The following is a 24,267-nucleotide window of genomic DNA, read 5'->3' on the forward strand; positions in this document are numbered from 1 at the left end:
ATCCTCGGATTTCTGCTTGACAAAGGTCTGGCCACCTACGTCATCAATCCGCTGCACACCAACCTTTACCGTAAAAGCCTCAGCCTTCGCAAAACGAAGACAGACCGTGTTGATGCACGAACCATTGCGACTATGCTCATGTCTGATGTGGACCTCAAGTCCTACACGGACACAGCATACCACAATGAGGAACTGAAGTCACTCACAAGATACAGATTCGATAAGGTTAAAGAGAGGGCTAAGCTAAAGCAATCTGTTTCTCGTTTGGTTACCATCTTGTTTCCTGAACTGGAAAAGTTGGTTCCAACTCTCCACATGGCCTCTGTTTACGCACTTCTTAGCGAGTTTCCAGGAGCCAAGCAGATTGCAGGTGTTCATCTGACTCGGTTGAAGACACTCCTGAAAGAAGCATCCAGAGGGCACTACGGACGGGATATGGCAACGGAACTTCGAGATGCTGCCAGACTCTCTGTTGGCTCTGTTATGCCCGCTAAATCTCTGGAGCTACAGCATACCATCCGGTTGATTCGGGAACTGGATGCGGAAATTGACGACATTGAAGCGGCCATTCAGATTATGATGGATGAAATTCATTCTCCCATTACAACCATCCCCGGCATTGGCATTCGCATGGGCGCTATGATCCTGGCCGAGATTGGTGACTTCTCTCGCTTTGATTCTCCGGATAAGATTTTGGCCTATGCCGGTATGTCGCCGTCTACTTACCAATCCGGACAACTCTCCTTATCCGGGACTTACTCGCACATGGAGAAACGCGGCTCCAGATATCTGCGCTATGCGATCTACAACGCTACTAAATACGTTTGCCTTTGGGACCCAACCTTCTCTGCCTATCTCGCCAAGAAGCGAGCCGAAGGCAAGCACTACAACGTAGCGATTTCTCATGCCGCCAAAAAGCTGGTGCGCCTTATCTACGCCATGGAGAAGTCCCAGAGACCCTATGCCGCAGCATAACCTCGTTGCTTTCATAGTTCTGCGGAGGCGTCCTAACGGACGTCAGCTTTGCTATACCTTTTTTGATCCGTCTACGTTTTTTGCCAATCCACATTTTTAGCCTTGACTTTTAATAGTTAGTCTTTCGGTATCTTCAGTATATACTTTAATTTTATTAAAGTCAATCTTTCATTTTATTTTTATCAAAAAGAAAACCACCTCTTTTCAAGGTGGTTTCTTTACGCTTATTCCTGCCGTTTTTGAAAGGCCAGCCGCTCACCGCGTCCATTTTCCAAATCAATCAGTCCACAATAGGTGTAACCCAGTCGCTGGAGCAGCCGCTGCATCGGCTTGTTGTCACGATGCGTGTCAATGCGGATATTGCCGCACTGCTCCAGACACCACTCCAGACAGTACGCCGCCGCGCCGCGGCCCTGCTCGGCTGCCGCGATACGATGCACCACGCCGTAGGGCGCGTCATCCAGCCACGCGCCCTCTCGAATCACCCGATAGGTCGGCTCGCCCGCCGTGGAAAAGCAAAACGTCGCTGCGATACGTCCATCCTGTATACAGACATAGCTGCACCCCGCCGCAATATCCTCCTCTAACATTTCGCGTGTGGGCGTATGGTCGCCCCACTGGTTGGGATTGCCGTTTTCCGCCATAAAACGACGCGCACCCGCAAAAATCTCAAGCAGCACCGGCAAGTCGGATAGCTGCGTGTGTCGTATTTCCATGGTTATAACTCCTTCAGCCACTCCGCGCACAATGTCTGCCACCGGGCCAGATGCCGGTCCGGACGGCGGCCGCGCGCCGGGTCGTAGGTTTCAAAATCCGCCAGCGCCAGCCCGTGCACCCCATGCGGAAACAGATGCACCTCATGCGATACGCCCGCTTTGCGCAGCGCGGCTTCCAACAGCAGCGTATTTTCGACCGGCACGGTCGCGTCGGTCAGCGTGTGCCATAAAAATATCGGCGGCGTGTCCGCATCCACCAGTTTTTCCAGCGAAAACACCTGCTGTCTCGCGGTATCCTCCCCCGCCAGACGCACAAAACTGCCGCGATGGGCATATTCGCCCGCAGTCACGACCGGATACCCCAGCACCGCCGCATACGGCCGGTGTTTTGCAAGGTTGGTGCCTGCGTCAAACCACTCCGGCTTGTTCCAAACCGCCGCCAGCGTACCCGCCAGATGCGCACCCGCAGAAAATCCGCCGACCGCGATGCGGTTTGCATCTACATCGAAGCGCGCCGCGTTCTCCCGCACCCATGCAACTGCTGCGGACAGCGTGTGCACCGGCTGCTTGCCAAGCGGCGCATCCGTGCAGTCATATTCCAGCACAAACGACTCGATGCCGTCCCGCGCAAACGCCCGCGCAACCGGCGCGCCCTCCCGAATCGAGCAAAATTCATAGCCGCCGCCCGGACAGAGCACCAGTGCAAGCTTTTTCTCCCCAGCGGCCACGCCGAAATGAGTCAAAACGCCGCGCGGCAGCTGTACCTGTTCCATCATGCACTGCCTCCTTCTTTGCTGCTGCGCTTACACATTATATCGGTTGCGGATATCAATCCGCGCCAAGATGCGCTCGTTTTCCGGTTTTTCTCCTACCAGCAAATAGTCAAGCAGCAGCTCCACCGGCCGCACACCCTGCAAATGCGCGTCCTGATCAATCAAGAAGTCAATCAGGCCCGCGCGGATGTTTTCCGCGTTGACCTCGGACAGGTCATGACAAATCAAATGCACCTTTCCCTGTAATCCCAGTTCGCGCAGTGCGTCGCATGCGCCAATCTGTCCGTTGACTGAAACATACACACCGCGCAATTGCGGATGCTCCTGCACCGTTCGGCATACAATATCATGGGCAAGCTGCTGATCGTCCCCGCAGGTCTCGGGCGGCAGCAGCTTCAAATCCGGAAAATGCGACGCGGCTTCGTCACAAAAGCCCTCTACGCGCTGCCGGTGCGACAGGTTGTTTTCCTGTCCCGCCACAACCAGCACCTCGCCGCCGCCGGCAAGCAGCAGATTCATCAACCCTGCGCAGGCGCGTCCGCAGGCATAATTATCCGATCCGATATAGCACAAGCGGCCGGATTCCGATAAATCCGTGTTAAACGTGACCACCGGCATCTCACCGGACAGCGACCGCAGACGCGCACGCACCGCGTCATCCTCTACCGGCGTTACCGCAAGGCCGTTCACGCCTTTCTCAACCAACTCGTCAATCGCGTCGAGCTGACGCGAAGCGTCTACCCCCTCCAGCGGGCGCAGCAACACCTCCGCGCCCTCGCTTTTCAAGCGCGCACAGGCGCGGCTGGCTTCCTCATATACCATATGCATAAACATGGTTTCCACCGACTGTACAATCACACCGATTTTAATCGGATGCTTTGCCAATGCCAGCATCCTGCCCGCTCGGTTGGGCCGGTATCCCATTTCCACCGCGATACGCCGCACCCGCGCGGCCACCTTGGGGTCTACCCGTCCGCGGTTGTTCAGCGCACGGTCCACCGTGCCGCGCGAAACGCCTGCCAGCGCCGCGATTTCCGCCAATGTAACTGCCATTCCCTCACTCCTGTTCTTCCATCCCACTCCGGAAAATCCATCCGGTTGCGCCAGTGTATCACATCCGGCTCATACTCCCGCCCAAGGCCGCCGCTATCTCATCGCATGCTGCCAGCAACGGACCGCGCAGCAAGCCGATGCGCTCATCCGACATGCGGCTGATTGGCGCGGAAACCGAAACTGCATAGGACGCACGGCCGCGATAGTCCGGAATCGCAGCGGCAATGCAGCGCACACCCAACTCGTTTTCCTCATCATCGAGCGCATAACCCAGTCGGCGCACTCGCTCCAACTCATGGAAAAAGGCATCCTCGGACACAATGGTATGCGCAGTCCACGGCTTAACGTCGCTCTCCTGCCAGAGGGCATGCACCTCGCTGTCCGGCCAAGTGGCAAGAATCGCCTTGCCCACTCCCGTACAATACAGCGGCCGGCGCATGCCGATACGCGAAAACATGCGAATCGCACCGCGGTCGCTTTCCACCTTATGAATATAAACGATGTCGTGCTCCTCCTGCATCACCAGATGCACCGTCTCCTCGGTTTCCCGGCTTAAACGCTCCATCGGCAGGCGCGCACGCTCCACCACATCCAAATTGTCCATGATAAAACTGCTCAGTTCGCACAAACGCATGCCGGCGCGATAAATACTGGTCACCGCATCACGCTGCACATAACCGCGCGTGCACATGCTCGACAGCAGACGGTGCACCGTGCTCTTGTGCAGGCCGGTTTCGGCCGACAACGCGCCGATGCTCATTCCATTCCTGCTCTTGCACAGCAGCTCCAGCAAATCAAACGCACGGTCGAGCGACTGCACAGATGAGGATTCTGCCATAACGAGGCCCCTTTCGTTCCACATTATAAAACTTTGTTCCATTTTAATGTATTTTCACCAAAAAAACAAGGGAAACTTTGCACAGATTGTTTGTGAAAAACTCTTGCAATCTGACGGTAAAGTTTTATAATAAAAGCATCAAAGAAATTTATGAAACGGCATTTCATAATATGAAACACGGAGGAAGATCGCAATGAATGAAATGGAAAAAAAAGTTCAGTCCATCGGCGTTGTGCCGGTCATCAAGCTCAACCATCCCGAGCGTGACGCAATCCCGCTGGCTAAGGCCCTGATTGCAGGTGGCGTGCCGGTAGCGGAGGTTACCTTCCGTGCGGCAGGCGCGGCCATCGCCATCAAGGCCATGCGTGAGAATTTCCCGGAAATGCTGGTCGGCGCCGGCACAGTGCTCACCACCGCGCAGGTTGACGAAGCCATGGCTGCCGGTGCCCAGTTCATCGTGACCCCCGGCATGGACCCTGAAATCGTTGCTTACTGCCAGAAGGTCGGCATCCAGATCTTCCCCGGCTGCACCACCCCGACCGACTATCACACCGCCTACAAGTTTGGTCTGGAAGTGCTCAAGTTCTTCCCCGCCGAGCAGTCCGGCGGTATTGCCAAAATTAAGGCCATGAATGCACCGTTCCCGATGTTTAAGATTATGCCGACCGGCGGCATCTCGCTGAAAAACCTCGCGGACTATGTCAAGAACCCGGTCATCGCTGCCTGCGGCGGCTCGTATATGGTTACCGCTGACCTCATCGACAACGGCAAGTGGGACGAAATCACCGAGCTGTGCAAGAAGTCGGTTGAGATCGTGAAAGAGGCGCGCAATGGTTAAGTATTCACTGGCACACATCGGCATCAATGCTGCAAACAAGGAAGAGGCGCAAAAAGCTGCCGAGATGTTCCAAACCCTGTTCGGTTTTGCAGTCAAAGAGGGCAACAGCTCCTTTTTTGCCGGCGACATCGAACTGATGAAGGAACCGTATATGGGCAAAAACGGCCACATTGCCATTGGTACGCCGGATGTTGCGGCGGCCAAAGCCGAGTTGGAAACACGCGGCTTTTCCTTCAACGACGCCACCGCCAAATACAAGACAGACGGCACCCTGAATGCAATCTATCTGTCGGATGAAATCTGCGGATTTGCGATTCATCTGGTCGGCAAACAATAATCATAAAAACACGGAGGAAATCACATGAAAATCGTTACTTTCGGCGAGCTGATGGTTCGTCTGCAGCCGTACAACTACGAGCGTTTTGTACAGGCTGACCACCTGGAGTTCACCTTCGGCGGCGGCGAGGCCAACGTTGCCGTTTCGCTGGCCAACTACGGTCTGGACGTGGCTTACGTCACCAAGCTGCCGACACACGCAATCGGTCAGGCAGCTGTCAACTCCCTGCGCCGCTACGGCGTCGACACCAGCATGATCACCCGCGGCGGCGACCGTGTCGGCATCTACTACAACGAGAAGGGCGCATCCCAGCGCGGCTCGGTCTGCATCTATGACCGCGCGCACTCCGCTATTCAGGAAGCGACCACCGCTGATTTCGATTGGAACAAGATTTTTGAGGGCGTGGACTGGTTCCACTTCACCGGCATCACTCCGGCGCTCGGTCCGAATGTGGTGGAAATCTGCCGCGAAGCCTGCCAGGCTGCCAAGGCGCACGGTGTGAAAATCTCCTGCGACCTGAACTACCGCGGCAAGCTGTGGACCCGCGAGCAGGCGCGCGAGGCCATGACCGAGCTGTGCCAGTATGTGGATGTATGCATCTCCAACGAAGAGGACGCCAAGGACGTATTCGGCATCGAGGCCGGGGCGACCGACATTTACGCAGGCGAAATCAACCGCGAGGGCTACAAGTCGGTTGCCAAGCAGCTGGCGGACAAGTTCGGCTTTGAGAAGGTTGCCATCACCCTGCGTGAGTCCCACTCCGCATTCGACAACGGCTGGAGCGCCATGCTGTACGATGTTGCGTCCGACGAGTACTGCTTCTCCAAGAAGTACGAGCTGCACATCATCGACCGTGTCGGCGGCGGCGACTCCTTCGGCGGCGGCCTGATTTACTCCCTGCTGACCGGCAAGACCACGCAGGAAGCGGTCGAGTTTGCGGTTGCGGCTTCCGCACTCAAGCACTCCATCGAGGGCGACTACAACATGGTAACCGTTGCCGAGGTTGAGAAGCTCGCCGGCGGCGACGGCTCGGGCCGTATCCAGCGCTGATTTTTTCTGCAAGCCTTTCCGGCTTTGCCGGAATTGCCATCATATTGATAACCATTCCTATCCTACAAACGCAAAACACCCGTGCCCTCTCCACGCACGGGTGTTTTGCTGTCTGTTTGAAAAAAGTTCCGCAGAATATTGCAAGATGTTGGATTTTCTTCTTGACATACATACAAAACCTGCGTATAATATATTTTGTCGTCAGAATCTGTTGACAGACATTTTGATGGGGGCGTAGCTCAGCTGGGAGAGCGCCACACTGGCAGTGTGGAGGTCATGAGTTCGATCCTCACCGTCTCCACCAAATCAATACAATCCGAACCTTTATCCAATCGGAGATGGGTTCGGATTTATTGTTTATATCGAGGAAATTGAAGATTGGTAAACGCAAAAGCGGGAGGACTGCCGAATATGGCAATCTTCCCGGTTCGTTTATGTAGAATCTTTCGCCGCAGCTTCTTTTTTCTCTTTCCATTCGGCAAATGCCCGCTTGCCCTCATCGCTTTCATAATACTTCTGAATCACCGGCAACAGACTCTTTGCCAGAGACTCATATACAAACTCTGGAATCTCAGCGGAGTTAACATCATTCACATCATAGCAGTTCTTTTTCTTCATTCTATTCCTCCCTTCACGGCGCACAGGTGCTTTTTTGGCGCGGATGAGTAAAGATATGCCCCTCAGCGTTTGCGTCTCTTGTGGAGCATAAAATATCCTATTTTCGACCTTTATCCTGACAGATTTTCGCCCGCCTCCTTCGGGCGGATCAGCTTTGCGTTGGACGGGTAATTGAGCGTGATCAGCGCTGGCTTTCCAAGGCCCTGTTTCTTTCGGTAGATCAATCCGCTATATTCCAATTCTCGGAATATGCGTGTAACACACTGCCGACTTCGATGCAGTTTCTTCTGTGCCTGTTCTACGGTGAAGTAGAGACGGATTGTGCCGTCTGCCTCTATGAATCCGTTAACCTTTGAAATGCTGGCTCTGTCCAGCATAAGCGCATACAGCACCTTTGCATCGTTGGATAGATCCGCAAGGCTGTCCTCCATAAGAAACCGTGGGAACGGTATGTACGATGCCGAAAGGCTCTCTGTAGTAAATCGTAAAAAATTCTGTGTCATTGTGACCTCCTATCCCATCCTATCCATCAAAAAACGGTATTGATTGGATTGATGGATGACTCTATTGAGCGTTAGTTTATTTCTTATTGATTTGGGTATGAATTTCATCCTCTGTGAATGTTCGGAAAACCGACGTCCGGAAATCCAATAACGGTGCGCTCCGGAGCGTCTGGTTATCCACCTTCTGAAAATCCGGTGACGGGAAATCCATACACGGATAATCCCGTTGTGGTCATAGTTCCGCCCTTTGCGACTGCTTGAGTATTTCCCAAATTTCACACTGTTTCGCTTTCAACTCGACGATATCATCCGGATAGAAATGCCCTGTCTGATTGATACGGCGGCAGATCTGGTTGATGTTTCCTGCAACTCGGCTGACGGCAGCAGCCAGTTTCTTTTGCTCGGTGTAATCCACTTTGATGATATAGCCGTCGATCGCCATCTTGCGTAGATAGCCTTGGAGAAAAACACAAGGGGCAATACAGCTGTAATCCTATTCTTGAATGGAATTCCGCTGAACTATTTTGCTACATCTATGCAAACGACTTGATTTTAAATGAAGCATATAAGAAAGGTAACAGAAGAGCAGGATGCTTAGTATGTCCACGTGCTGCTGAGAGAAATGAGTATATGAGTAGGGAATGCTACCCAGATTCATTTGATACCTATGCAAACATCATCAGAGAATTGTATAAACAACACCTGCCGGATAAAGATGTTTTGGAGGATTTCATTGCGAACGGCGGATGGAAAGCTCGCAAGAATGGACGAGATCTTTCAATTAGCATGGGGTATGAAGAAAAAACCACAAAAACAGAGAATGTAATTGAGGTTCACAATCCCAAGGTAGATTGGAAAACATGGATAAAGACCATCGGTGTACTTTTAAATGATGAGTCGCCGTATAGGATGTTGTTCCGAAATGAGGAATTTACCTTTTCCCTGAATCCAATCAAGGATGGCTATGAGGTTCGATATGATAGAGAGTATTCTAAACGTAATCCGTTGTTTGTGAAACTCTTTAAAAATGTTTTTCGTAAATCGGCGTGTTGCATCGGGTGTAGAGAATGCGAAGCTGACTGCCATAATGGTTGCATTTCCATGGTAAATGGTAAAGTAACGATTAGCGAACAATGTGTACATTGCGCGCAATGTCATAAAGTTGAAAAGGGCTGTTTGGTTTATAAGTCCTTAGAAATGCCAAAGGGAGGTTTATCGATGTCTGCAAATAAAAGCCTTAACTGCTATTCACATCACGCTCCAAAAGCTGACTGGTTTAAGCAGTACTTTGAGTACAAAAATGATTTTGATCAGAAGCATTCTCTGGGTTCACAGATGTACAGCTTTTTCAAGCGCTTTCTGAGAGATTCAGAGTTGCTTGATGAAGGTGGATTTAGCAGGACTGCTCAAATAATTGATAAGATTGGTTTGGACGAGCCTGCCGCATGGGGCATCATGCTCACAAACTTATCTTATACGCCTCAAATCAACTGGTTTGTTAAGCGTATGAATATGGGAGAAACCTACAGCAAAGAGTACACTCTTTCTTTGCTTGTTCAGGATGGTGCAAAAGAAAGCTGGGTAAATGATATCTGGAGTTCGTTTGGGCGGTTCATTGATTTGCCTTTCAACGAAGTTGGTATGGGTCACGCATATAAAGAAAAGAATCGGGTTGTATCTATTACAAGATCTCCTTGGGAGTACCCGGAGCCTCTTGTCGTTCTCTACTCTCTCTATAAGTTTGCAGAGGCGTGCGATGGTTACTATCAGTTCACACTGACGCGTCTCCTGAATCATGATATTGACAGTGATGGCGTAAGCCCGACGGAAATTTTCGGAATTGACAGGGATAAGATGGAGAAGATTCTCAACGGCCTGAGTGTAAACTATCCGGAGTTTAGCAACTGCTCGTTTACGATTGACCTGGACAACATATCGCTACGCAGTGACAAGACATCAGCGGATGTTCTTAGTCTGTTCTGATAAGGGGGATGGCAGGATGTTGGATAAATACCGCGACTATTTTGACATTGATCCGGAGTATTTTCCGCAGATCAACGAGAAAGTAATAAATAACAACCCGGATATCTGGAAGAAGTTCTATCCGCATGAAACCTTTGTAAAGCTTCTGAAGGATACTGTAAGTGTTCTCTCCAGAAAGCAGAAAGTATCCATTTGGGTTGAAGGTGCCTATGGTACCGGTAAATCTCATGCTGTATTAACGCTGAAAAAGTTGCTTGAGGCTTCGCCGGAGGACACAAAGGCTTACTTTGATAAATATCCGGATCAGCTTAGCAATGATTTATATAATCAGTTCCAGCAACTGAAAACCGGAGAGCAGAAGATTTTGACGGTTCACCGATATGGTTCTTCCAAGATTCACGGCGATGATAGTCTGGTCTTTGCCATTCAGGAAAGTATTCAGCACGCGTTAAAAGAAAATGGTATGGATACAACTGAGGCAGCATTAAAGGATTCTGTTATTCAGTGGATTAACGATCCTCTGAACAAAGATTTCTTCAACAGTCTGCTTGCCGGACCGTACCGTCCGATATTCGGTGGCGCAGATGCGGATGCTGTTATTGCCAATCTCAAAAGCTTTACCGGTGACAGCCTGATTGAGCTTATGTCGAAGATTACAAAGGTAGCAGAAGAGCGTCATTTGCAGATGCTGCAGCTGGACGCTGATCATCTGACTGCCTGGATTGAGGCTGTCATTCAGGAGAATAATCTGAAGGCAATCATGTTCATCTGGGATGAGTTTACGGAATACTTCCGCAATAACATGCGCAGTCTTACCGGATTCCAGAGGATTGTCGATTTGAGCAGTTCTGCACCTTTTTACATGCTGATTGTCACTCACGATGCTATGCATATCTTCCCTGACGGTGACAAGGAATTCGGCAAGATTAAGGGCAGATTTATTGACCCTATCTGTGAGATCTCGCTGCCTGATAATATGGCGTTCCGTCTGATGGGTTCTGCCATGACAAAGAAGGAGGATCCGCAGATTCTGAAGGAATGGGAGGAAACGGTAGACGAACTCTGTGATCGAACAAAGGGTTCCCGCAAGCTGGTTAAATGTAAAGGAACTCGGCGTAGATATGCTGTCAGCTTCGGCTCATAAGTTTAACGGGCCTAAAGGCATTGGATTTATCTATATTAAGTCCGGGACAAAAATTTTTCCGTATGCTGACGGCGGCGCACAGGAACATGGCATGAGAGCCGGTACAGAAAATATTGCTTCCATTGTTGGCATGGCAGCAGCATTAAAAAAGAACTGCGACCATATGGATCAGACGCAGAATAAGCTCCATCAACTTGAGGATAAATTCTTAGATGTGCTCAAATTGTCGGGAATTGATTTTACCCGTAATGGCAGCGCCAATCATATTCCTGGCAATGTAAACGTGTCTATTCGCAATGTAAGTGGCGAAATGTTACTTCACAGACTCGATCTTAAGGGTATTGCTATCTCTACAGGCTCCGCATGTGACTCAGTTAATACTCAGGTATCTCATGTGATACAGGCGATCCGGGTTCCAAAAGAATATGCTCATGGCACTATCCGCGTTTCTTTTGGACGAGACAATGAAGAATCTGATGCAGTAGAAATAGCAAAGGCTATTGTAGATATTTTGAAAACTAAGTAACAATGACAGGTGTTGAACCGCATATTTCAAAAATGGAGACACCACCATGAAAAAGGATGAACTACATGTATATCTAAAGTTTAAAAGGACCTCCATTTTTTAAATTAGGCATCACTAAAGAGGCAATTGTGGAATTCACAAAAACCACATCGGAGCTTACTGGAAAGTTTAAGTATAGCGAAGATGGGACTAAAATCAGATTAGACACAAAAAAGTCTAAAGATGCATTTTTGAAACTGATGAATGATGCGTTCTTACGGTCTGAACTTACTGAGCAATATTATGAAGCATCTGCAAAAGACAATACTACCCGTACTTCCGAATGACCAAGTGACAACCACACAAAAGTTTACAATCCATCTTCAAAATCCGGGTTGACTTTGGCTCGGATTTTGATTATACTATTGTTAACCCGAAAAGGAGGTTGGCTTCAATGAAACAACTGAGTAACAGACTGCGTGCCCTTCGCGAGAGCATTGGTATCTCTCAGGCGAAGTTTGCCGATGTGATCGGCTCTACGCAGTCCAGCATCAACCGATATGAAAACGGCCAAGCTACGCCTACGGTGGAGCTTTTGCGTAAATATGCGGACTATTTTGACGTTTCGATGGATTACATCTTTGCCCGCTGCGACGAGCCGCAGGGCAAGCTGTATCAGGCGAAGCCCCCGGTTGGCGAGGGCAATCCTGAGCTTGCGCAATTTGTGGAGATGTGCTTTGATCCGTCTTCTCCGATGAACGATAAGCTAAAGAAAACCCTGATACAAATGCTTGGGGAGGCAAAAACATGAGCAAGGAATTAACCCCGAAAACGGGACAGTTCGATGAAATCATCTCCATCATCGACAATGCCCGCACCCGCGCATTGAAAGCGGTCAATGCGGAATTGATTCAGATGTACTGGAATGTTGGCGAATACCTTTCTTCGCTGTGCGCTGATTCCGGATTTGGAGATAAGGTTATTGATGAAGTTGCGGCATACATTGCCGAAGCCAATCCCGGCGTCAAAGGCTTTAACCGTCGCGGACTTTACCGTATGAAGCAGTTTTACGAGACTTACAAGGACGATGAATTTGTGACACCACTGGTGACACAAATCAGCTGGACGAATCACTTGCTCATTATGTCCGGATCAAAGTCTGCGGAAGAACGGCATTTCTACATGACACTGTGCGCAAAGGAACATTATTCCAAGCGTGAACTGGAACGCCAGATGGACAGTGCTTACTATGAGCGTTATATGCTTTCCTCCAAGAAGCTGATACCCGAATCTGTACCGCAGGATGTGCGAGGCAGCATCCTTGATACCTATGTGCTTGAATTTCTTGATTTGCCGGAGCAGTATTCCGAGCGTAACCTTCGCAAGGCGATCACAGGCAATTTGAAGCAATTCATTCTTGAATTTGGAAAGGACTTCACGTTTATCGGCGAGGAATACCGCGTTCAGGTGGGCGGACAGGACTTTTACATTGATCTTCTGTTCTACAACCGTGCGCTGTCCTGCCTTGTGCCGATTGAATTGAAGATCGGGAAATTCAAACCGGAGCATATCGGTCAGATCAATTTCTATCTGGAAGCTCTTGACCGCGACGTAAAAAAGCCGAATGAAAATCCGAGCGTTGGCGTTATTCTTTGCGCCAGCAAGGATGACGCGGTTGTGGAATACGCATTGAGCCGCAGTATGTCACCTACGCTCGTAGCTGATTACAGACTTTGTCTGCCGGATAAGACACTCCTGCAAAACAAACTGCGTGAATTGACCGAACTTGCGCTGGAAAGCGGTGAACGTGACGAGGATGATGAAGAATGAATGCAGTCATTTATGCACGCTATTCGTCGGACAATCAACGTGAGGAATCTATCGAAGGTCAGCTCCGTGAATGCGGCGAATACGCACAACGCAACGGCATAACGGTTGTCGGCAGCTACATTGACCGTGCGTTGTCTGCGAAAACCGCTGACCGTCCGGAGTTCCAGCGCATGATCAAGGACAGCGCAAAGGGACTTTTTGAGATCGTGCTTGTCTGGAAGCTCGACCGTTTCTCCCGTGACCGCTACGACAGCGCACATTACAAGCACATTTTGAAAAAGAACGGCGTGAAAGTCGTTTCCGCCAAAGAGCATATCTCCGACGGACCGGAGGGCATCATTCTGGAATCCATGCTGGAAGGATATGCCGAGTTTTACTCCGCTGAGTTGTCCGAGAAGATCCATCGCGGACAAAAAGAAAATGCCCTCAAGGGCAAGAATAACGGCGGCGGTATACCGCTGGGTTATCTGCTGGACAAGCAGACGCAAAAGCTGGTGGTGGATCCTGAAACCGCACCGTTGGTAGTGGAAATCTTTGAACGATATTCCGAAGGTGCAACAGTACGCTCTATCATCGAAGATTTCAATTCACGCGGGCTGACAACCAAACGTGGCAAGCCGTTCAATACCAACAGCTTCAATGCGCTATTGAAAAATCGCAAATACATTGGTGAGTACAGCTATCAGGATGTGGTCATTCCCGGCGGTGTTCCTGCCATTGTGCCGGAAGATTTATTCTATCGTGTGCAGCAGCGCATGGAGAAGAATAAACGCGCGCCGGCTCACATGAAAGCCAAAGAGAGCGAATTTTTGTTGACTACAAAGCTGTTCTGCGGCAAGTGTGAGCGGATGATGGTTGGCGAGAGCGGGAAGAGCCACACCGGAACCATGCATTACTATTACAAATGCGGTAACGCTAAACGGAAAAAGGGCTGTGATATGATAACCGTGTCAAACATCACAAGGAGGTTTTTCCCATGAAGGTAATCAGTCATGGTATTGTAGACGGAATCATTGAGGATCGCTTCGGCAAGCACGGCGACCATCATAACGAAAACGGCGTACCCAGCTACTCCCTGCCGCTGGAGATTCTCGAAGCACCCGAAGGTGCCAAGAGTTTTGCGCTTTTTCTGGAGGATAAGGATGCCTGCCCCGTCAGCGGCGGCTTTTCCTGGATTCACTGGGTAGCGGCCAACATCACCCGCACCAAGCTGGAGGAGAACGACAGCCAGGCCAATGCAGATTTTGTGCAAGGTCTTAACAGCTGGGTGAGCATCCAGGGCGGACAGCAGCATCCGGAACTCTCGGCTTGCTACGGCGGCATGGCACCCCCGAATGAGCCGCACACCTATGAACTGCATGTCTATGCACTGGACACTCTGCTGGACTTGAAGGACGGCTTCTGGTTCCATGAGATGTTCCGCCAGATGGAAGGCCATATTCTGGAGCAGACCACCATCAAGGGAGTGTACCGAAGTTGAGCGGTTTGGAAGCGCTGATGATGCTGTGCTTTGGGGCGGCATGGCCCTTTTCCATCGTGCGCTCCTGGAAATCCCGCTCCACGCAAGGAAAAAGCCTGTTCTTCCTTCTGGTGCTCATTCTGGGCTATCTGGCAGGAATCGCCAACAAACTGCTCTACCATTTTGACGCGGTTCTCTTTCTCTATTTGCTCAACGTCCTGATGGTTTCCGCCGACGCAATTCTTTGGCTGCGCAACCGGCGATATGAAATCACCAACGCCACTGAGTCTTTCCCCAAATAAACCATCAAACGAGGTTCGAGGTCAACTCGAAGGAGTTGACCTTTCCTCTTTTGGAAAAATAAAATTTTCAAAAAAAGTACTTGACACTCGCGCATTGCCATAGTATAATATACAAGTCGCAAGGACAGAAAGAGAATACAGCCGAATTGTGTAAAGGTAGCACGACAGACTCTGACTCTGTTTGTGAGGGTTCGAATCCTTCTTCGGCTGCCACCGAAAAGCAGCTTTTCTTCGGAAAAGCTGCTTTTTTCATCACTTTTTGCAGCCCTTGGAATTTCCAGATTTCTGATGTCTGTCAAATGTCTGTCAAACGGTTTTTCGAACCCGTTTTCCAGACGGTCAAACAGCCTGCTCTTTGCCCAAAAGTTTTGACAGCAAAGTTGCATAAGAATAGCTAAGCTCATGGCAACGGAAAATGCGTGAACGTCATGAAACCGACAAATTTGAATATGGTATATTAACGACAAAAAGGCTGTGGAGATTTCTCCGCAGCCCTTTCTATGTCGCAATCTGTTAACTCAGTCACACAATATTCTTTATTTTAAAGTGGTTATTTCTAAGTGTTATATAATTTATGCGTTTTCTCTTTTTTCATCACTTTTCTTTTCATTCGTACAATCCAATATGTCATTACCGACCAAGATAATATCATGCTCAAATACATACAGGTATCTGCTATTTTTTGAGAGATATTTGTTCCCAACATCAAATTGGCATTGTTTCTTTCATCGTTCTTATCCTTACGAATCATATTAGATGGATACGATACATCTTCTTGAAGACCGGAATCCTGATCTTTCTTTATATCACCGTGTGATGCTTTATTTTCTCTTGGATTATCAGAAGAAACAGCGGTGGAAAACGGTATGCTAAGCCAGCTTATTTGTTTGGAATGCATTACACCATAAACACCACCGCACAAAACAACAAATGAGAGCAAGACAGAGGCTATAATCGGGAATTTTCGATAGCACAAATGCAAACCTATGTGAATCCCTAAAAGAATAATTGAGACACCCCCGGCAAACATATGTCCCAATTTAAAAATCAATTGATCTGATGATATGCTGGTCAAAATTGTACGCGAAATCATAATCCCGCTAACCGCAATCCAAACAAAACATACAATTAACAATAGGTCTACTGCCATACCTATTTTTATCTCAGTTGGAATTATTTCGAATCGCTTGCACAAAGCAGAAATGATTCTGATGTTGAGCATGATATGCACTAAAAGCAAACCAATCAAGACAAGGCCAGCAATTTCGTGATAGGCAAGGCTGATTAGGCTTTTATCAAAAAAAGTAATTGTTAAAAGCAACATAATAATGTCCAGTGCTATTTTAAATCTGCGTTTTGTCTTCACAACCAAACTTCCTTTCCAGAGACATAAAATAATAATGACAAATAAACCTGCTCTAAATTTTAACAAGTTTTCGAGTTATATTTTATCAAATTAAATTACACTGTAAGTGTAGAGTTGGTGTAAAGTTCGTGAATCTCCTGCCACGCAAGCACCACATGTTTAGCGAGAGCATAGTCCATCAAGATTTACCGCTTCTATTGCCGCTTTCCGTTCCATTCAAACCAAAAGTGGCTTTTTTGTTTTATCTTGGCACAGACATATATTTTTAATGCTAATAAATATTTGCTTTTTACTTTCTCCTTGACGGCGCCCTGCTGCAAACTAAAGGCTTGTTTTCCAAAGAAAACAAGCCTTTTCCATCTGTGCCGCGTGCAATCCGTCAGCACCGTTCCAATTTTGCACGGAAGGAGATTTTGCGCGGAGTTGGCATATCGTCAAACTGCACCAGATGCGCTCCGTTGTCCCTATCCACTTCGAGCACGGTTCCCTCGCCAAACAGCAGGTGTTTGACCCGCTGGCCAACCGGAAACACGGTATCGCTGTCCTGCGCCGGGAAAAAGCGCTGCGTAGCCGCGATATAGTCCTCTGTTTCGCGGATCAGCCCTTCCTGCGGTGGATGGGTGAAAGCCATGCCGTCGCGGCCGATATCCAGCACAAACCGCGACGGATACCGCGGCGAACCGTCAAAGTTACGCCCATCCGCCTCGGACAGATAGAGCCGCCGCTCCGCACGCGTAAGTGCTACGAACGCCAGCCTGCGTTCCTCCTCCATGCCCGGCAGCGTGCGTACCTTACGCGAAGGAAAAATCCCCTCGTTCATGCCGCACAAAAAAACATAGGGAAATTCCAGCCCCTTGGCGGCATGCACGGTCATAAGTTTGACCTTGTCCCCCTGCTCCGCGGTGTCGCTGTTGGTCAGCAGCGCCACATGGGACAGGTAATGCTCGAGCGTACACTCCTCGCCACAGGTGGTTTCATACAGATATACCGACTGCTTTAGCTCCGCAAGATTATCCAGCCGCTCCTGACTGCCTTCGGTGCGCAGCATGGCCTCATAGCCGCTTGCGTTCAGCACCGCCGACAAAACCTCGGACACGGGCCGTCCCTCATATCCCTCGGCAAAGGACTGCACAAGCGACACAAACTGCCGTGCGCGCGTGCCCTTGAACAGCGCATCCTCGATATTGTCCTGCAAGGCGCGATACAACGTGCAGCCGTGCTGCTCCGCATACTCCTGCAAAAAGGCCATGCGACGCTTGCCCAAATTGCGCTTGGGTACATTGGCAATGCGCCGGAAGGACAAATCATCCTGATAGACAATCATGCGCAGATAGCTGAGCGCATCCTTAATTTCCATGCGGCTGAAAAACTGTACGCCGCTGTAAATGGTATACGGAATTTTTTCCCGCAGCAGCACTTCCTCCACCGCGCGCGTTACATAATGCGCCCGATACAGCACCGCCATGTCCCGGTACGCCGTCCCCTCCTCGTGCAGACGCTGCATCTCCTCCGCCATCCACTCGGCTTCCGCCTCCTGCGTCTGCGCGAAATGACACAGGACCGGCATGCCGTCCGGCAGTGTGGCCAGCAGCGCCTTTTTCATACGATGTTGATTTTTGTCAACCAGGGCGTTCGCAGCCGCCAAAATCTGTGGTGTGGAGCGGTAATTCTGCATCATCATAATGGTTTTCGTACCCGGAAACGCTTTGTCAAAGTCCAGCAGGTATTTGACGTTCGCGCCGCGCCAGGTGTAAATTGTCTGGTCGGGGTCACCTACGATAAACAGGTTTTTGTGATATCCGCAGAGCACCTCCATCAGCTCATATTGCAGCTGGTCGATGTCTTGAAATTCGTCAATCATGATGTATTCCAGCCGCTGCTGCCACTTGCGGCGAATATCCGCATGCTCATGAAAGATATACAGCGAAAACTTGATTAAATCATTGTAATCCAGCCCGAAACACTTTTTCTCCTGATACAGATAGCCGTAGAAAATGATGTCCGTGGTGGAGGTCGCCCGCTCGTACTTCTCCCGCAAGGTATCCAGCGGCAAGGTAATCATGTCCTCGTAATACGTCGGGTCCTTGAACAGCTTGCGTATCTCAATCATATCCCGCGCATCGGAAAAGGTCATGTTGCGCAGCGTCAATCCACGTTCTTCATAGATGATTTGCAGCATCGCATCGATATCCGTGTTGTCCAGCACCAGAAAGTTCTTGGGATACTGCACCGCATAGCTGTCCTCCTGCAAAACCGAAACGCAGAAGCCGTGAAAGGTGTTGATAAAGCCGGTGTCGTTATCTCCGGTCAGCTGATGGATGCGCTGCCGCATCTCGGCCGCCGCTTTGTTTGTAAAGGTGACGCACAGAATATTCCCCGGCAGAATCCCCAGCTCACACACCAGATAGGCGAACCGATGGGTCAGCGCGCGGGTCTTACCCGAACCGGCCCCCGCAATCACGCGCACAAAGCCCTCCGTCGCGGTGACCGCCTCCCGCTGCGCCTGATTGAGCCCTTGCAGCAAATCCATCACGTCCCCACTCCTTTATAGAACATTTGTTTTCTTCATTATACAATGAATTGCCGCCGCACTCAACAGAAAAAGCAAAACCGTACTGCTGTCGAAGCAGACGGCTTTTTGTTGCTTTTTTCACTTAGCTATGCTAATATTTAGGTTAGCTTAGCGAATTATCAGAAAGGCGGTGCGGATATGGCCAGCGCGGAACAGCTCAACTCCTTTCTGGTCGATGTATTCGGCCGCATCAACAAAATTGAGGAACGCGCCATGGCGGGCGGTCTGGGCAGCGCCATCTCGATTACCGAAATTCATATCATCGAAAAAATCGGCGCGATGGAGCCGGTACGTATGAGCGAGGTCGCCCGGTCCATCGGCGTCACGCTCGCCACGCTGACGGTCGCCTGCGATAAGTTGGAGGCGAAGGAGCTGGTCAGCCGCGCACGCAGCAGCACCGACCGGCGCGTAGTCAACATCACACTTACGCCAAAAGGCCGCGCTGCCTATGAATATCACAAGGCGTTCCACGAGCGCATGATTGCGTCCGTGATGGAAACACTGTCGCCCGAACAGGCGGCAGTACTCGCGCAAAGTCTGGAAAAATTGCAGGATTTCTTCCGGCAGGAGGAGTCCGCCATGGGAGGGGAATACAACGGATAATCTGATTTTCTGCCTCAACGCAACCGTCCCTATTTTTGCAATCATTTTGCTGGGCCGTGTGCTGCGCGGCCGGCATTTTTTTCGCAGCAGACGCTAGCCGACCTCGACCGACTTTCGTTCAAGGTACTGCTGCCCGTTCTGCTGTTCCGCGACATTGCAGCAGGACGCATCACCGAGCAGTTCGACCTTCGGTTTTTCCTGTTCTGCGCAGGCGTCACGGTAGTTTACTTTTTCGCTATCTGGTTCGGCGCGGCAAAGCTGCTGCCGGATAAAAGCATGGTTGGTGCGTTCACACAAGGTGCGTTTCGCGGCTCACAGGCGATTCTGGGCGTAGCATTCGTGCAAAACCTGTACGGAGACGCGGGTCTGGTACCGCTGATGATTGTCGCAAGCGTACCGCTGTACAACATCTTTTCCGTGCTGGTGCTGACCGTCACCGCGCCGGACGCCAAAAATGCCCAGCGCAAGGGCATCGTGTCGCGCACACTGGGCGGCATCATCACCAATCCAATCATTCTGGGTATTCTGGCAGGCCTGCCGTTTTCGCTGCTGCAAGTGGATTTCCCGCCCATGTTGTCCAAGGGGCTGGATATGCTGGCCTCCTGCGCCACGCCGGTCGCACTCATCAGCATCGGCGCAGGCTTTGAAGGCGCCAAGGCCATCAAAAAACTTGCACCGACGTGCGCCGCAACCTTTATCAAGCTGATTCTGCTGCCGGTTATTTTCCTGCCCATTGCGGCATGGATGGGCTTCCGCGACCAGGCGATGGTCGCACTGGTCATCCTGTGCGGCGCGCCGAGCACAGTATCCGGCTATGTCATGGCCAAAAATATGGGCGGCGACCATGTGCTGGCTGCGTCCATCGTCGTACTCAGCACGGCGCTGAGCGCAATTACGCTGACCGCCATCCTGTTTATCCTGCGCACGGCAGGTTTGATTTGACATTATCCCTCCATACTGGTATTGTAAAAACAGCAATGCCAGTTTGGAGGGATTTTTCTCTCTCGCTTGCCCCATCACGGAGGAATGCATCATGCTCACCTATCATCTTGACCCGCACAGCAAGACCCCGCTGTACGAACAGCTATACCGTGCGGTGCGCGCGGATATCATGTCGGGCGCACTGGCAGGCGGCGACCGGCTGCCCAGCAAGCGCCAGCTCGCCGCCAACCTGCATGTCAGCCAAATCACGGTCGAAACCGCCTATGGCCAGCTGCTGGCTGAAGGATATCTCGCCTCTGCGCCGCGGCGCGGCTACTTTGTGCAGCGGCAACTGGCCGTGCCCGCGCAGACGCAAGCACCCCGCGCCGCAGTACAGCCGCCTCCCGCAGAAGAAAAGCACTATCTTTACGACTTCCGCACCAATATTGTGGACAACGGCTGTTTTCCGTTCTCCACATGGGCGCGGCTCAGCCGCAGCGTGCTGAGCGAATATTCCGACCGCCTGCTGCGCGCGACCGACCCCTGTGGTGCACTCGAACTGCGCGAGCAAATCGCGCGCTATTTATATGACTTCCGCGGCATCAACGTTTTACCCGACAACATTCTGGTGGGCGCCGGCTCGGAATATCTCATGCAGCTGGTCATCCAGCTTTTGGGGCGCGACCGGGTATATGGGCTGGAAAATCCAGGCTACCGCAAGCTATACCAGATTTTCGCCGCGGGCGGCGCAGCGGTACGTCCCCTGCCGCTGGACAAAAGCGGTCTGCGCGCGGACGCACTGACGGCATCCGACGCATCAGTCGTGTACCTGACCCCCTCGCATCATTTCCCGCTCGGCACGGTCATGCCCGCCGCACGGCGACTGGAAATTTTGCGCTGGGCGTCCGCTGCGCCCGACCGCTATATCATTGAGGACGACTACGACAGCGAATTCCGCTATGCCTCGCGTCCCATCCCCGCTCTGGGCGAGCTTGACCGTGCAGGACGGGTGGTCTACGTCAACACCTTTGCCAAAAGCCTTGCACCCGGCCTGCGTATCGGCTATCTGGTGCTGCCGGACGCGCTGATGGCGCGCTACCGTGAGCGGTTCTCGCTCTACTCCTCGACCGTACCGAGTTTCGAGCAGCACACACTTGCAGCCTTTCTGCGCACCGGCGCCTTTGAGCGGCACATCAGCCGTAGCCGCAAGGTATATCAGGCGCGGCGCGATGCGCTTCTGGCGGCGCTTGCACGGGAACTGGCCGACCTCCCGCATGAGGTGTCCCGCTCGGAAGCAGGCCTGCACCTGCTGCTGCATATGCGAAACGGCATGCTGGAACGTGAGCTGATGGAACGGGCTGCGGCCGTCGGTGTACGAGTGTACGGCCTGTCCGCTTATTACACGCCGCCGGTTCAACCGCCCAAGGCGACGCTGGTGCTCGGTTACGCCGGTATGACTGAGACGCAAATCGACCAGGCCGCAGCACTGCTGCGTCAGGCATGGACAAAAAAAGAGCCATGATTTTTTCATGGCTCTTTTTCATCTTTTTTCTTATTTTCTTTTGGTTTATAAACAGAATTTGCAAAAATGACCGAGTGGTTTCCAAACCGCTGCCGCAATGCGTCCACGGTCTTATCCAGCTCACGCTGCTTTTGCCGCGTCTGTGTCTGCTGCGGACTGTCAAACAGGGAAAGCTGTTCACAAGCCTGATTCTCCGACAGCAGGTTGGCCGCCGTAACCGACAGCAGCCGCACCGGCTTGTCCATCGGCCAATGCGCGCGCAGCAGCGCAAGCGATGTCTCGAACAGCACGCGGGTGGAGTTGGTCGGCTGCGCCAGCGTCATCTGCCGTGAACGGTTGTGAAACTCCGGGTCGCGGATGCCAATCTGCACGGTCTGGCACACCATCCCGCGCGCCCGCAGGCGGCGGCCGACGTTATCACACAGCACGGTCAATCCCATGCGGCACGCCTCTTCGCCCAGAAGATTGTGCGCAAAGGTCATGCCGTTTCCCACGCTCTTGACCTCACGCTCGGCATAAAACGAACGCACCGGCTCATCGTCCTCACCGCGGGCATAGCGCAGCAGCATATCCCCCTGCTTGCCGAAAATGCCGTGCACAAATGCAGGCTCACACGCGGCTAAGTCGCCAATCGTATGCACACCCAGTCCGTCGAGCCGCGCCGCGGCACGCCTGCCAACATACAGCAGCGTATTGACCGGCAGCGGCCAGACGCGCTCCCGGAAGTTCTCGCGCGAAAAGACGGTCGTTGCGTCCGGCTTTTTGTAGTCGCTGCCCAGCTTGGCGAACGCGCGGTTGAATGACACGCCGACCGAAATCGTCAGCCCAATTTCCTCTCGCATACGGCGGCGCAGTTCATCCGCAATCTGCTCACCCGTACCGAACAGGTGCATCGAGCCGGTCACGTCGAGAAAGGATTCATCAATGCCGAATGGGTCGACCAAATCGGTATATTGCAGGTACAGCTCGTTGCAGCGGCGCGAATACTTGACGTATTCCTCGCGGTGCGGTGGTACCAACCGCAAATCAGGACATTTGCGTTTTGCCTGCCAGATGGTTTCCGCCGTCTGCACACCGAATGCCTTGGCCTTTTCGTTTTTGGCAAGGATGATACCGTGGCGGCTCTCCGGGTCGCCGCAGACCGCACTCGGTCCTTCCGCCAGCGTCGGGTCAAGCAGCGTCTCGACCGATGCGTAAAACGAATTGCAGTCACAGTGCAAAATCGTGCGCTCCACGGCATCCCCTCCCATCGAACATTTGTTTTCTTTTATTGTAGCAGAGAATTTGCGCCTTGACAACCACTTTTCACTGGTCTATACTGGATTTGCAAGCAAGGGTGCCGTGATGAGCGGCTGAGAGGGCGAGAGCCTAACCTTTTGAACCTGTTGGTTAGCACCATCGTAGGGAAGCTGTCGCATCGCAAAAACTCAATGCCCCGGTTTTACCGCATGGTGGAACCGGGGTATTTTTATTGCCTGAAAGAAGGGATTTTATGAAGATAAACGGCGAAGTATGCACCTGTTCCCCAGGTATGACTGTGCTGTCTCTTCTGGAGCAGCGCGGACACGACCCGCAGCGCGTCGCGGTCGAGCGCAATGGACAAATTGTGCCGCGCGCACGCTTTGCACAAGAGGAACTGCACGAGGACGATACAATTGAAATTGTACAGTTTGTCGGCGGAGGCTGAAATCATGCATTTGACCAAAGAAGAACTGCACGCCGCGCTCGTCGAGCGGCACGGCGCGGACATCCAGCAAAAGCTCGACCATGCTACGGTCGGCATCGCGGGACTGGGCGGACTTGGCTCCAACATCGCCGTGCATCTGGCGCGGCTGGGGGTAGGACGGCTGGTGCTGGTGGATTTCGACACGGTGGAAATCAGCAACCTCAACCGGCAGCACTACACGATGAAGGACATCGGTATTCCCAAAACGCTGGCGCTGCTCGAACAACTGGAAGCCATCAACCCCTATCTGCAATACGAACCGCACACCGAGCGCGTCATTCCGGCCAATGCCGCGCCCCTGTTTGCAGACTGCGATGTGGTCTGCGAAGCGTTCGACCGCGCGGACCAGAAGGCCATGCTGATTGAAACACTGCTGGAGCGTTTGCCGGACACGCCTATTGTTTCGGGCAGCGGCATGGCGGGCTGCGGTTCAGCCAACCTGATGCACACCGAGCGCCGCTTCGGTCGGCTTTACGTCTGCGGCGACGGAACAAGTGACATTGCGAACGGTATTGGCCTGATGGCGCCGCGTGTCGCCGTCTGCGCTGCGCAGCAAGCGACTATGGTGCTGCGACTGCTGCTTGGATATACCGAACCATGAGCATAAGATATGATAAGAAGGAGAGAAAAAAC

27 protein-coding genes, 2 tRNA genes, 2 pseudogenes and 1 riboswitch are annotated in these 24,267 nt (G+C 51.7%); of the genes and pseudogenes, 21 read left to right on the top strand and 10 right to left on the bottom strand.

The genetic code is table 11. The annotated features are described in order from the left end of the window. A partial coding sequence (locus ACTQ34_RS00005) for an IS110 family transposase (RefSeq protein ID WP_441361921.1) occupies positions 1 to 975 on the top strand: 975 nt, incomplete at its 5' end. Positions 976 to 1,199: 224 nt separating this feature from the next. Here ACTQ34_RS00005 and ACTQ34_RS00010 read toward each other — a convergent pair. From ACTQ34_RS00010 to ACTQ34_RS00025, 4 genes are read right to left on the bottom strand one after another with little or no spacing between them, the layout of a single operon-like run. Beyond that, positions 1,200 to 1,691: a GNAT family N-acetyltransferase gene (locus ACTQ34_RS00010; RefSeq protein ID WP_441361922.1), complete on the bottom strand. Its 492-nt coding sequence runs from the start codon at positions 1,689 to 1,691 to the stop codon at positions 1,200 to 1,202. 2 nt (positions 1,692 to 1,693) lie between these two features. Continuing rightward, positions 1,694 to 2,467, bottom strand: a complete 774-nt coding sequence (locus tag ACTQ34_RS00015; RefSeq protein ID WP_441361923.1) for an alpha/beta hydrolase — start codon at positions 2,465 to 2,467, stop codon at positions 1,694 to 1,696. 27 nt (positions 2,468 to 2,494) lie between these two features. Beyond that, positions 2,495 to 3,517, bottom strand: coding sequence for a LacI family DNA-binding transcriptional regulator (locus ACTQ34_RS00020; RefSeq protein WP_441361924.1), 1,023 nt, complete (start codon positions 3,515 to 3,517; stop codon positions 2,495 to 2,497). A 58-nt stretch (positions 3,518 to 3,575) separates the two neighbouring features. Next, positions 3,576 to 4,355, bottom strand: coding sequence for an IclR family transcriptional regulator (locus ACTQ34_RS00025; protein WP_441361925.1), 780 nt, complete (start codon positions 4,353 to 4,355; stop codon positions 3,576 to 3,578). A 193-nt stretch (positions 4,356 to 4,548) separates the two neighbouring features. Here ACTQ34_RS00025 and eda point away from each other — a divergent pair, with 193 nt between their 5' ends. The 4 genes from eda to ACTQ34_RS00045 all read left to right on the top strand — a co-directional run bounded on the left by eda (position 4,549) and on the right by ACTQ34_RS00045 (position 6,884). Beyond that, on the top strand, positions 4,549 to 5,193 hold the full coding sequence (eda, locus tag ACTQ34_RS00030) for a bifunctional 4-hydroxy-2-oxoglutarate aldolase/2-dehydro-3-deoxy-phosphogluconate aldolase (protein WP_373164454.1): 645 nt from the start codon (positions 4,549 to 4,551) through the stop codon (positions 5,191 to 5,193). Next, positions 5,186 to 5,530 (top strand): VOC family protein, encoded by a 345-nt coding sequence (locus ACTQ34_RS00035; protein WP_441361926.1) that lies wholly within the window; start codon positions 5,186 to 5,188, stop codon positions 5,528 to 5,530. Before eda ends, ACTQ34_RS00035 begins: the two co-directional genes overlap by 8 nt. Before the next feature lie 24 nt (positions 5,531 to 5,554). Beyond that, the gene (locus ACTQ34_RS00040) at positions 5,555 to 6,580 is read left to right on the top strand and encodes a PfkB family carbohydrate kinase (RefSeq protein ID WP_441361927.1); all 1,026 of its coding nucleotides are present in this window, start codon (positions 5,555 to 5,557) and stop codon (positions 6,578 to 6,580) included. Positions 6,581 to 6,808: 228 nt separating this feature from the next. Beyond that, positions 6,809 to 6,884 (top strand) — tRNA-Ala (locus ACTQ34_RS00045). 128 nt (positions 6,885 to 7,012) lie between these two features. On the opposite strand, the gene ACTQ34_RS00050 is transcribed toward ACTQ34_RS00045, so the two are convergent. From ACTQ34_RS00050 to mobC, 3 genes are all read right to left on the bottom strand, one after another. Then, on the bottom strand, positions 7,013 to 7,198 hold the full coding sequence (locus ACTQ34_RS00050; RefSeq protein ID WP_441361928.1) for a hypothetical protein: 186 nt from the start codon (positions 7,196 to 7,198) through the stop codon (positions 7,013 to 7,015). A 110-nt stretch (positions 7,199 to 7,308) separates the two neighbouring features. Beyond that, positions 7,309 to 7,701, bottom strand: coding sequence for a replication initiator protein A (locus ACTQ34_RS00055; protein ID WP_441361929.1), 393 nt, complete (start codon positions 7,699 to 7,701; stop codon positions 7,309 to 7,311). A gap of 232 nt (positions 7,702 to 7,933) precedes the next feature. Further along, entirely contained in the window at positions 7,934 to 8,143 is a 210-nt protein-coding gene (gene mobC / locus ACTQ34_RS00060) for a plasmid mobilization relaxosome protein MobC (RefSeq protein ID WP_441361930.1), read from the bottom strand. Positions 8,144 to 8,175: 32 nt separating this feature from the next. On the opposite strand from mobC, the pseudogene ACTQ34_RS00065 reads away from it, so the two are divergent. From ACTQ34_RS00065 to ACTQ34_RS00115, 11 genes and pseudogenes are all read left to right on the top strand, one after another. After that, positions 8,176 to 8,298, top strand: a pseudogene (locus tag ACTQ34_RS00065) (phosphoadenosine phosphosulfate reductase domain-containing protein); the annotation flags it as partial. Positions 8,299 to 8,331: 33 nt separating this feature from the next. Beyond that, positions 8,332 to 9,684 (top strand): hypothetical protein, encoded by a 1,353-nt coding sequence (locus ACTQ34_RS00070; protein ID WP_441361931.1) that lies wholly within the window; start codon positions 8,332 to 8,334, stop codon positions 9,682 to 9,684. Positions 9,685 to 9,700: 16 nt separating this feature from the next. Then, the gene (locus ACTQ34_RS00075) at positions 9,701 to 10,828 is read left to right on the top strand and encodes a P-loop NTPase fold protein (protein ID WP_441361932.1); all 1,128 of its coding nucleotides are present in this window, start codon (positions 9,701 to 9,703) and stop codon (positions 10,826 to 10,828) included. Further along, positions 10,806 to 11,354 carry a cysteine desulfurase family protein gene (locus ACTQ34_RS00080; RefSeq protein WP_441361933.1) on the top strand — a complete coding sequence of 183 codons (549 nt, stop codon included), beginning with the start codon at positions 10,806 to 10,808 and terminating at the stop codon, positions 11,352 to 11,354. Before ACTQ34_RS00075 ends, ACTQ34_RS00080 begins: the two co-directional genes overlap by 23 nt. Before the next feature lie 110 nt (positions 11,355 to 11,464). Beyond that, entirely contained in the window at positions 11,465 to 11,680 is a 216-nt protein-coding gene (locus ACTQ34_RS00085) for a Kiwa anti-phage protein KwaB-like domain-containing protein (RefSeq protein WP_441362089.1), read from the top strand. Positions 11,681 to 11,787: 107 nt separating this feature from the next. Further along, positions 11,788 to 12,144, top strand: a complete 357-nt coding sequence (locus tag ACTQ34_RS00090; RefSeq protein WP_441361934.1) for a helix-turn-helix domain-containing protein — start codon at positions 11,788 to 11,790, stop codon at positions 12,142 to 12,144. After that, positions 12,141 to 13,163: a PDDEXK nuclease domain-containing protein gene (locus ACTQ34_RS00095; protein WP_412315882.1), complete on the top strand. Its 1,023-nt coding sequence runs from the start codon at positions 12,141 to 12,143 to the stop codon at positions 13,161 to 13,163. The genes ACTQ34_RS00090 and ACTQ34_RS00095 overlap by 4 nt, the downstream gene beginning before the upstream one ends. Then, a pseudogene (locus ACTQ34_RS00100) lies at positions 13,160 to 14,104 on the top strand (recombinase family protein); the annotation flags it as partial. The gene ACTQ34_RS00095 and the pseudogene ACTQ34_RS00100, both read left to right, overlap by 4 nt. Before the next feature lie 35 nt (positions 14,105 to 14,139). Then, positions 14,140 to 14,643, top strand: coding sequence for a YbhB/YbcL family Raf kinase inhibitor-like protein (locus ACTQ34_RS00105; RefSeq protein WP_441361935.1), 504 nt, complete (start codon positions 14,140 to 14,142; stop codon positions 14,641 to 14,643). Further along, positions 14,640 to 14,924, top strand: coding sequence for a hypothetical protein (locus ACTQ34_RS00110; protein WP_441361936.1), 285 nt, complete (start codon positions 14,640 to 14,642; stop codon positions 14,922 to 14,924). The genes ACTQ34_RS00105 and ACTQ34_RS00110 overlap by 4 nt, the downstream gene beginning before the upstream one ends. A 139-nt stretch (positions 14,925 to 15,063) precedes the next feature. Further along, a tRNA-Gln gene (locus ACTQ34_RS00115) sits at positions 15,064 to 15,137 on the top strand. A gap of 343 nt (positions 15,138 to 15,480) precedes the next feature. Here the strand turns inward: ACTQ34_RS00115 and ACTQ34_RS00120 are convergent. Further along, the gene (locus ACTQ34_RS00120) at positions 15,481 to 16,290 is read right to left on the bottom strand and encodes a DUF4405 domain-containing protein (RefSeq protein ID WP_441361937.1); all 810 of its coding nucleotides are present in this window, start codon (positions 16,288 to 16,290) and stop codon (positions 15,481 to 15,483) included. A gap of 379 nt (positions 16,291 to 16,669) precedes the next feature. Continuing rightward, entirely contained in the window at positions 16,670 to 18,823 is a 2,154-nt protein-coding gene (locus ACTQ34_RS00125; RefSeq protein WP_441361938.1) for an ATP-dependent helicase, read from the bottom strand. Between the two features lie 177 nt (positions 18,824 to 19,000). On the opposite strand from ACTQ34_RS00125, the gene ACTQ34_RS00130 reads away from it, so the two are divergent. From ACTQ34_RS00130 to pdxR, 3 genes are all read left to right on the top strand, one after another. After that, complete coding sequence (locus tag ACTQ34_RS00130; RefSeq protein ID WP_441361939.1) at positions 19,001 to 19,465, top strand: MarR family winged helix-turn-helix transcriptional regulator; 465 nt, start codon at positions 19,001 to 19,003, stop codon at positions 19,463 to 19,465. Between the two features lie 9 nt (positions 19,466 to 19,474). Further along, entirely contained in the window at positions 19,475 to 20,407 is a 933-nt protein-coding gene (locus ACTQ34_RS00135) for an AEC family transporter (protein ID WP_441362090.1), read from the top strand. A gap of 91 nt (positions 20,408 to 20,498) precedes the next feature. Beyond that, complete coding sequence (gene pdxR, locus ACTQ34_RS00140) at positions 20,499 to 21,908, top strand: MocR-like pyridoxine biosynthesis transcription factor PdxR (protein WP_441361940.1); 1,410 nt, start codon at positions 20,499 to 20,501, stop codon at positions 21,906 to 21,908. Positions 21,909 to 21,913: 5 nt separating this feature from the next. Here pdxR and dinB read toward each other — a convergent pair whose 3' ends face one another. After that, the gene (gene dinB / locus ACTQ34_RS00145; RefSeq protein WP_441361941.1) at positions 21,914 to 23,143 is read right to left on the bottom strand and encodes a DNA polymerase IV; all 1,230 of its coding nucleotides are present in this window, start codon (positions 23,141 to 23,143) and stop codon (positions 21,914 to 21,916) included. Between the two features lie 87 nt (positions 23,144 to 23,230). After that, a riboswitch (TPP riboswitch) is annotated at positions 23,231 to 23,333 on the top strand. Between the two features lie 67 nt (positions 23,334 to 23,400). Here dinB and thiS point away from each other — a divergent pair. Together thiS and thiF are read left to right on the top strand one after the other, a co-directional pair. Next, a complete protein-coding gene (thiS, locus tag ACTQ34_RS00150; RefSeq protein ID WP_441361942.1) occupies positions 23,401 to 23,595 on the top strand; it encodes a sulfur carrier protein ThiS in 195 nt (64 codons plus the stop codon). 4 nt (positions 23,596 to 23,599) lie between these two features. After that, a complete protein-coding gene (gene thiF, locus ACTQ34_RS00155) occupies positions 23,600 to 24,235 on the top strand; it encodes a sulfur carrier protein ThiS adenylyltransferase ThiF (protein WP_441361943.1) in 636 nt (211 codons plus the stop codon). Positions 24,236 to 24,267: the final 32 nt, after the last annotated feature.

Source organism: Agathobaculum sp. LCP25S3_E8, from assembly GCF_052117165.1.
GTDB lineage: Bacteria > Bacillota > Clostridia > Oscillospirales > Butyricicoccaceae > Agathobaculum.

Excerpts from the sequence above, each read along its gene's own strand:
- ACTQ34_RS00010 (WP_441361922.1), bottom strand. The coding sequence starts at position 1,691 with ATGGAAATACGACACACGCAGCTATCCGACTTGCCGGTGCTGCTTGAG.
- ACTQ34_RS00015 (WP_441361923.1), bottom strand. The coding sequence starts at position 2,467 with ATGATGGAACAGGTACAGCTGCCGCGCGGCGTTTTGACTCATTTCGGC.
- ACTQ34_RS00020 (WP_441361924.1), bottom strand. The coding sequence starts at position 3,517 with ATGGCAGTTACATTGGCGGAAATCGCGGCGCTGGCAGGCGTTTCGCGC.
- ACTQ34_RS00025 (WP_441361925.1), bottom strand. The coding sequence starts at position 4,355 with ATGGCAGAATCCTCATCTGTGCAGTCGCTCGACCGTGCGTTTGATTTG.
- eda (WP_373164454.1), top strand. The coding sequence starts at position 4,549 with ATGAATGAAATGGAAAAAAAAGTTCAGTCCATCGGCGTTGTGCCGGTC.
- ACTQ34_RS00035 (WP_441361926.1), top strand. The coding sequence starts at position 5,186 with ATGGTTAAGTATTCACTGGCACACATCGGCATCAATGCTGCAAACAAG.
- ACTQ34_RS00040 (WP_441361927.1), top strand. The coding sequence starts at position 5,555 with ATGAAAATCGTTACTTTCGGCGAGCTGATGGTTCGTCTGCAGCCGTAC.
- ACTQ34_RS00050 (WP_441361928.1), bottom strand. The coding sequence starts at position 7,198 with ATGAAGAAAAAGAACTGCTATGATGTGAATGATGTTAACTCCGCTGAG.
- ACTQ34_RS00055 (WP_441361929.1), bottom strand. The coding sequence starts at position 7,701 with ATGACACAGAATTTTTTACGATTTACTACAGAGAGCCTTTCGGCATCG.
- mobC (WP_441361930.1), bottom strand. The coding sequence starts at position 8,143 with ATGGCGATCGACGGCTATATCATCAAAGTGGATTACACCGAGCAAAAG.
- ACTQ34_RS00070 (WP_441361931.1), top strand. The coding sequence starts at position 8,332 with ATGAGTAGGGAATGCTACCCAGATTCATTTGATACCTATGCAAACATC.
- ACTQ34_RS00075 (WP_441361932.1), top strand. The coding sequence starts at position 9,701 with ATGTTGGATAAATACCGCGACTATTTTGACATTGATCCGGAGTATTTT.
- ACTQ34_RS00080 (WP_441361933.1), top strand. The coding sequence starts at position 10,806 with ATGCTGTCAGCTTCGGCTCATAAGTTTAACGGGCCTAAAGGCATTGGA.
- ACTQ34_RS00090 (WP_441361934.1), top strand. The coding sequence starts at position 11,788 with ATGAAACAACTGAGTAACAGACTGCGTGCCCTTCGCGAGAGCATTGGT.
- ACTQ34_RS00095 (WP_412315882.1), top strand. The coding sequence starts at position 12,141 with ATGAGCAAGGAATTAACCCCGAAAACGGGACAGTTCGATGAAATCATC.
- ACTQ34_RS00105 (WP_441361935.1), top strand. The coding sequence starts at position 14,140 with ATGAAGGTAATCAGTCATGGTATTGTAGACGGAATCATTGAGGATCGC.
- ACTQ34_RS00130 (WP_441361939.1), top strand. The coding sequence starts at position 19,001 with ATGGCCAGCGCGGAACAGCTCAACTCCTTTCTGGTCGATGTATTCGGC.
- pdxR (WP_441361940.1), top strand. The coding sequence starts at position 20,499 with ATGCTCACCTATCATCTTGACCCGCACAGCAAGACCCCGCTGTACGAA.
- thiS (WP_441361942.1), top strand. The coding sequence starts at position 23,401 with ATGAAGATAAACGGCGAAGTATGCACCTGTTCCCCAGGTATGACTGTG.
- thiF (WP_441361943.1), top strand. The coding sequence starts at position 23,600 with ATGCATTTGACCAAAGAAGAACTGCACGCCGCGCTCGTCGAGCGGCAC.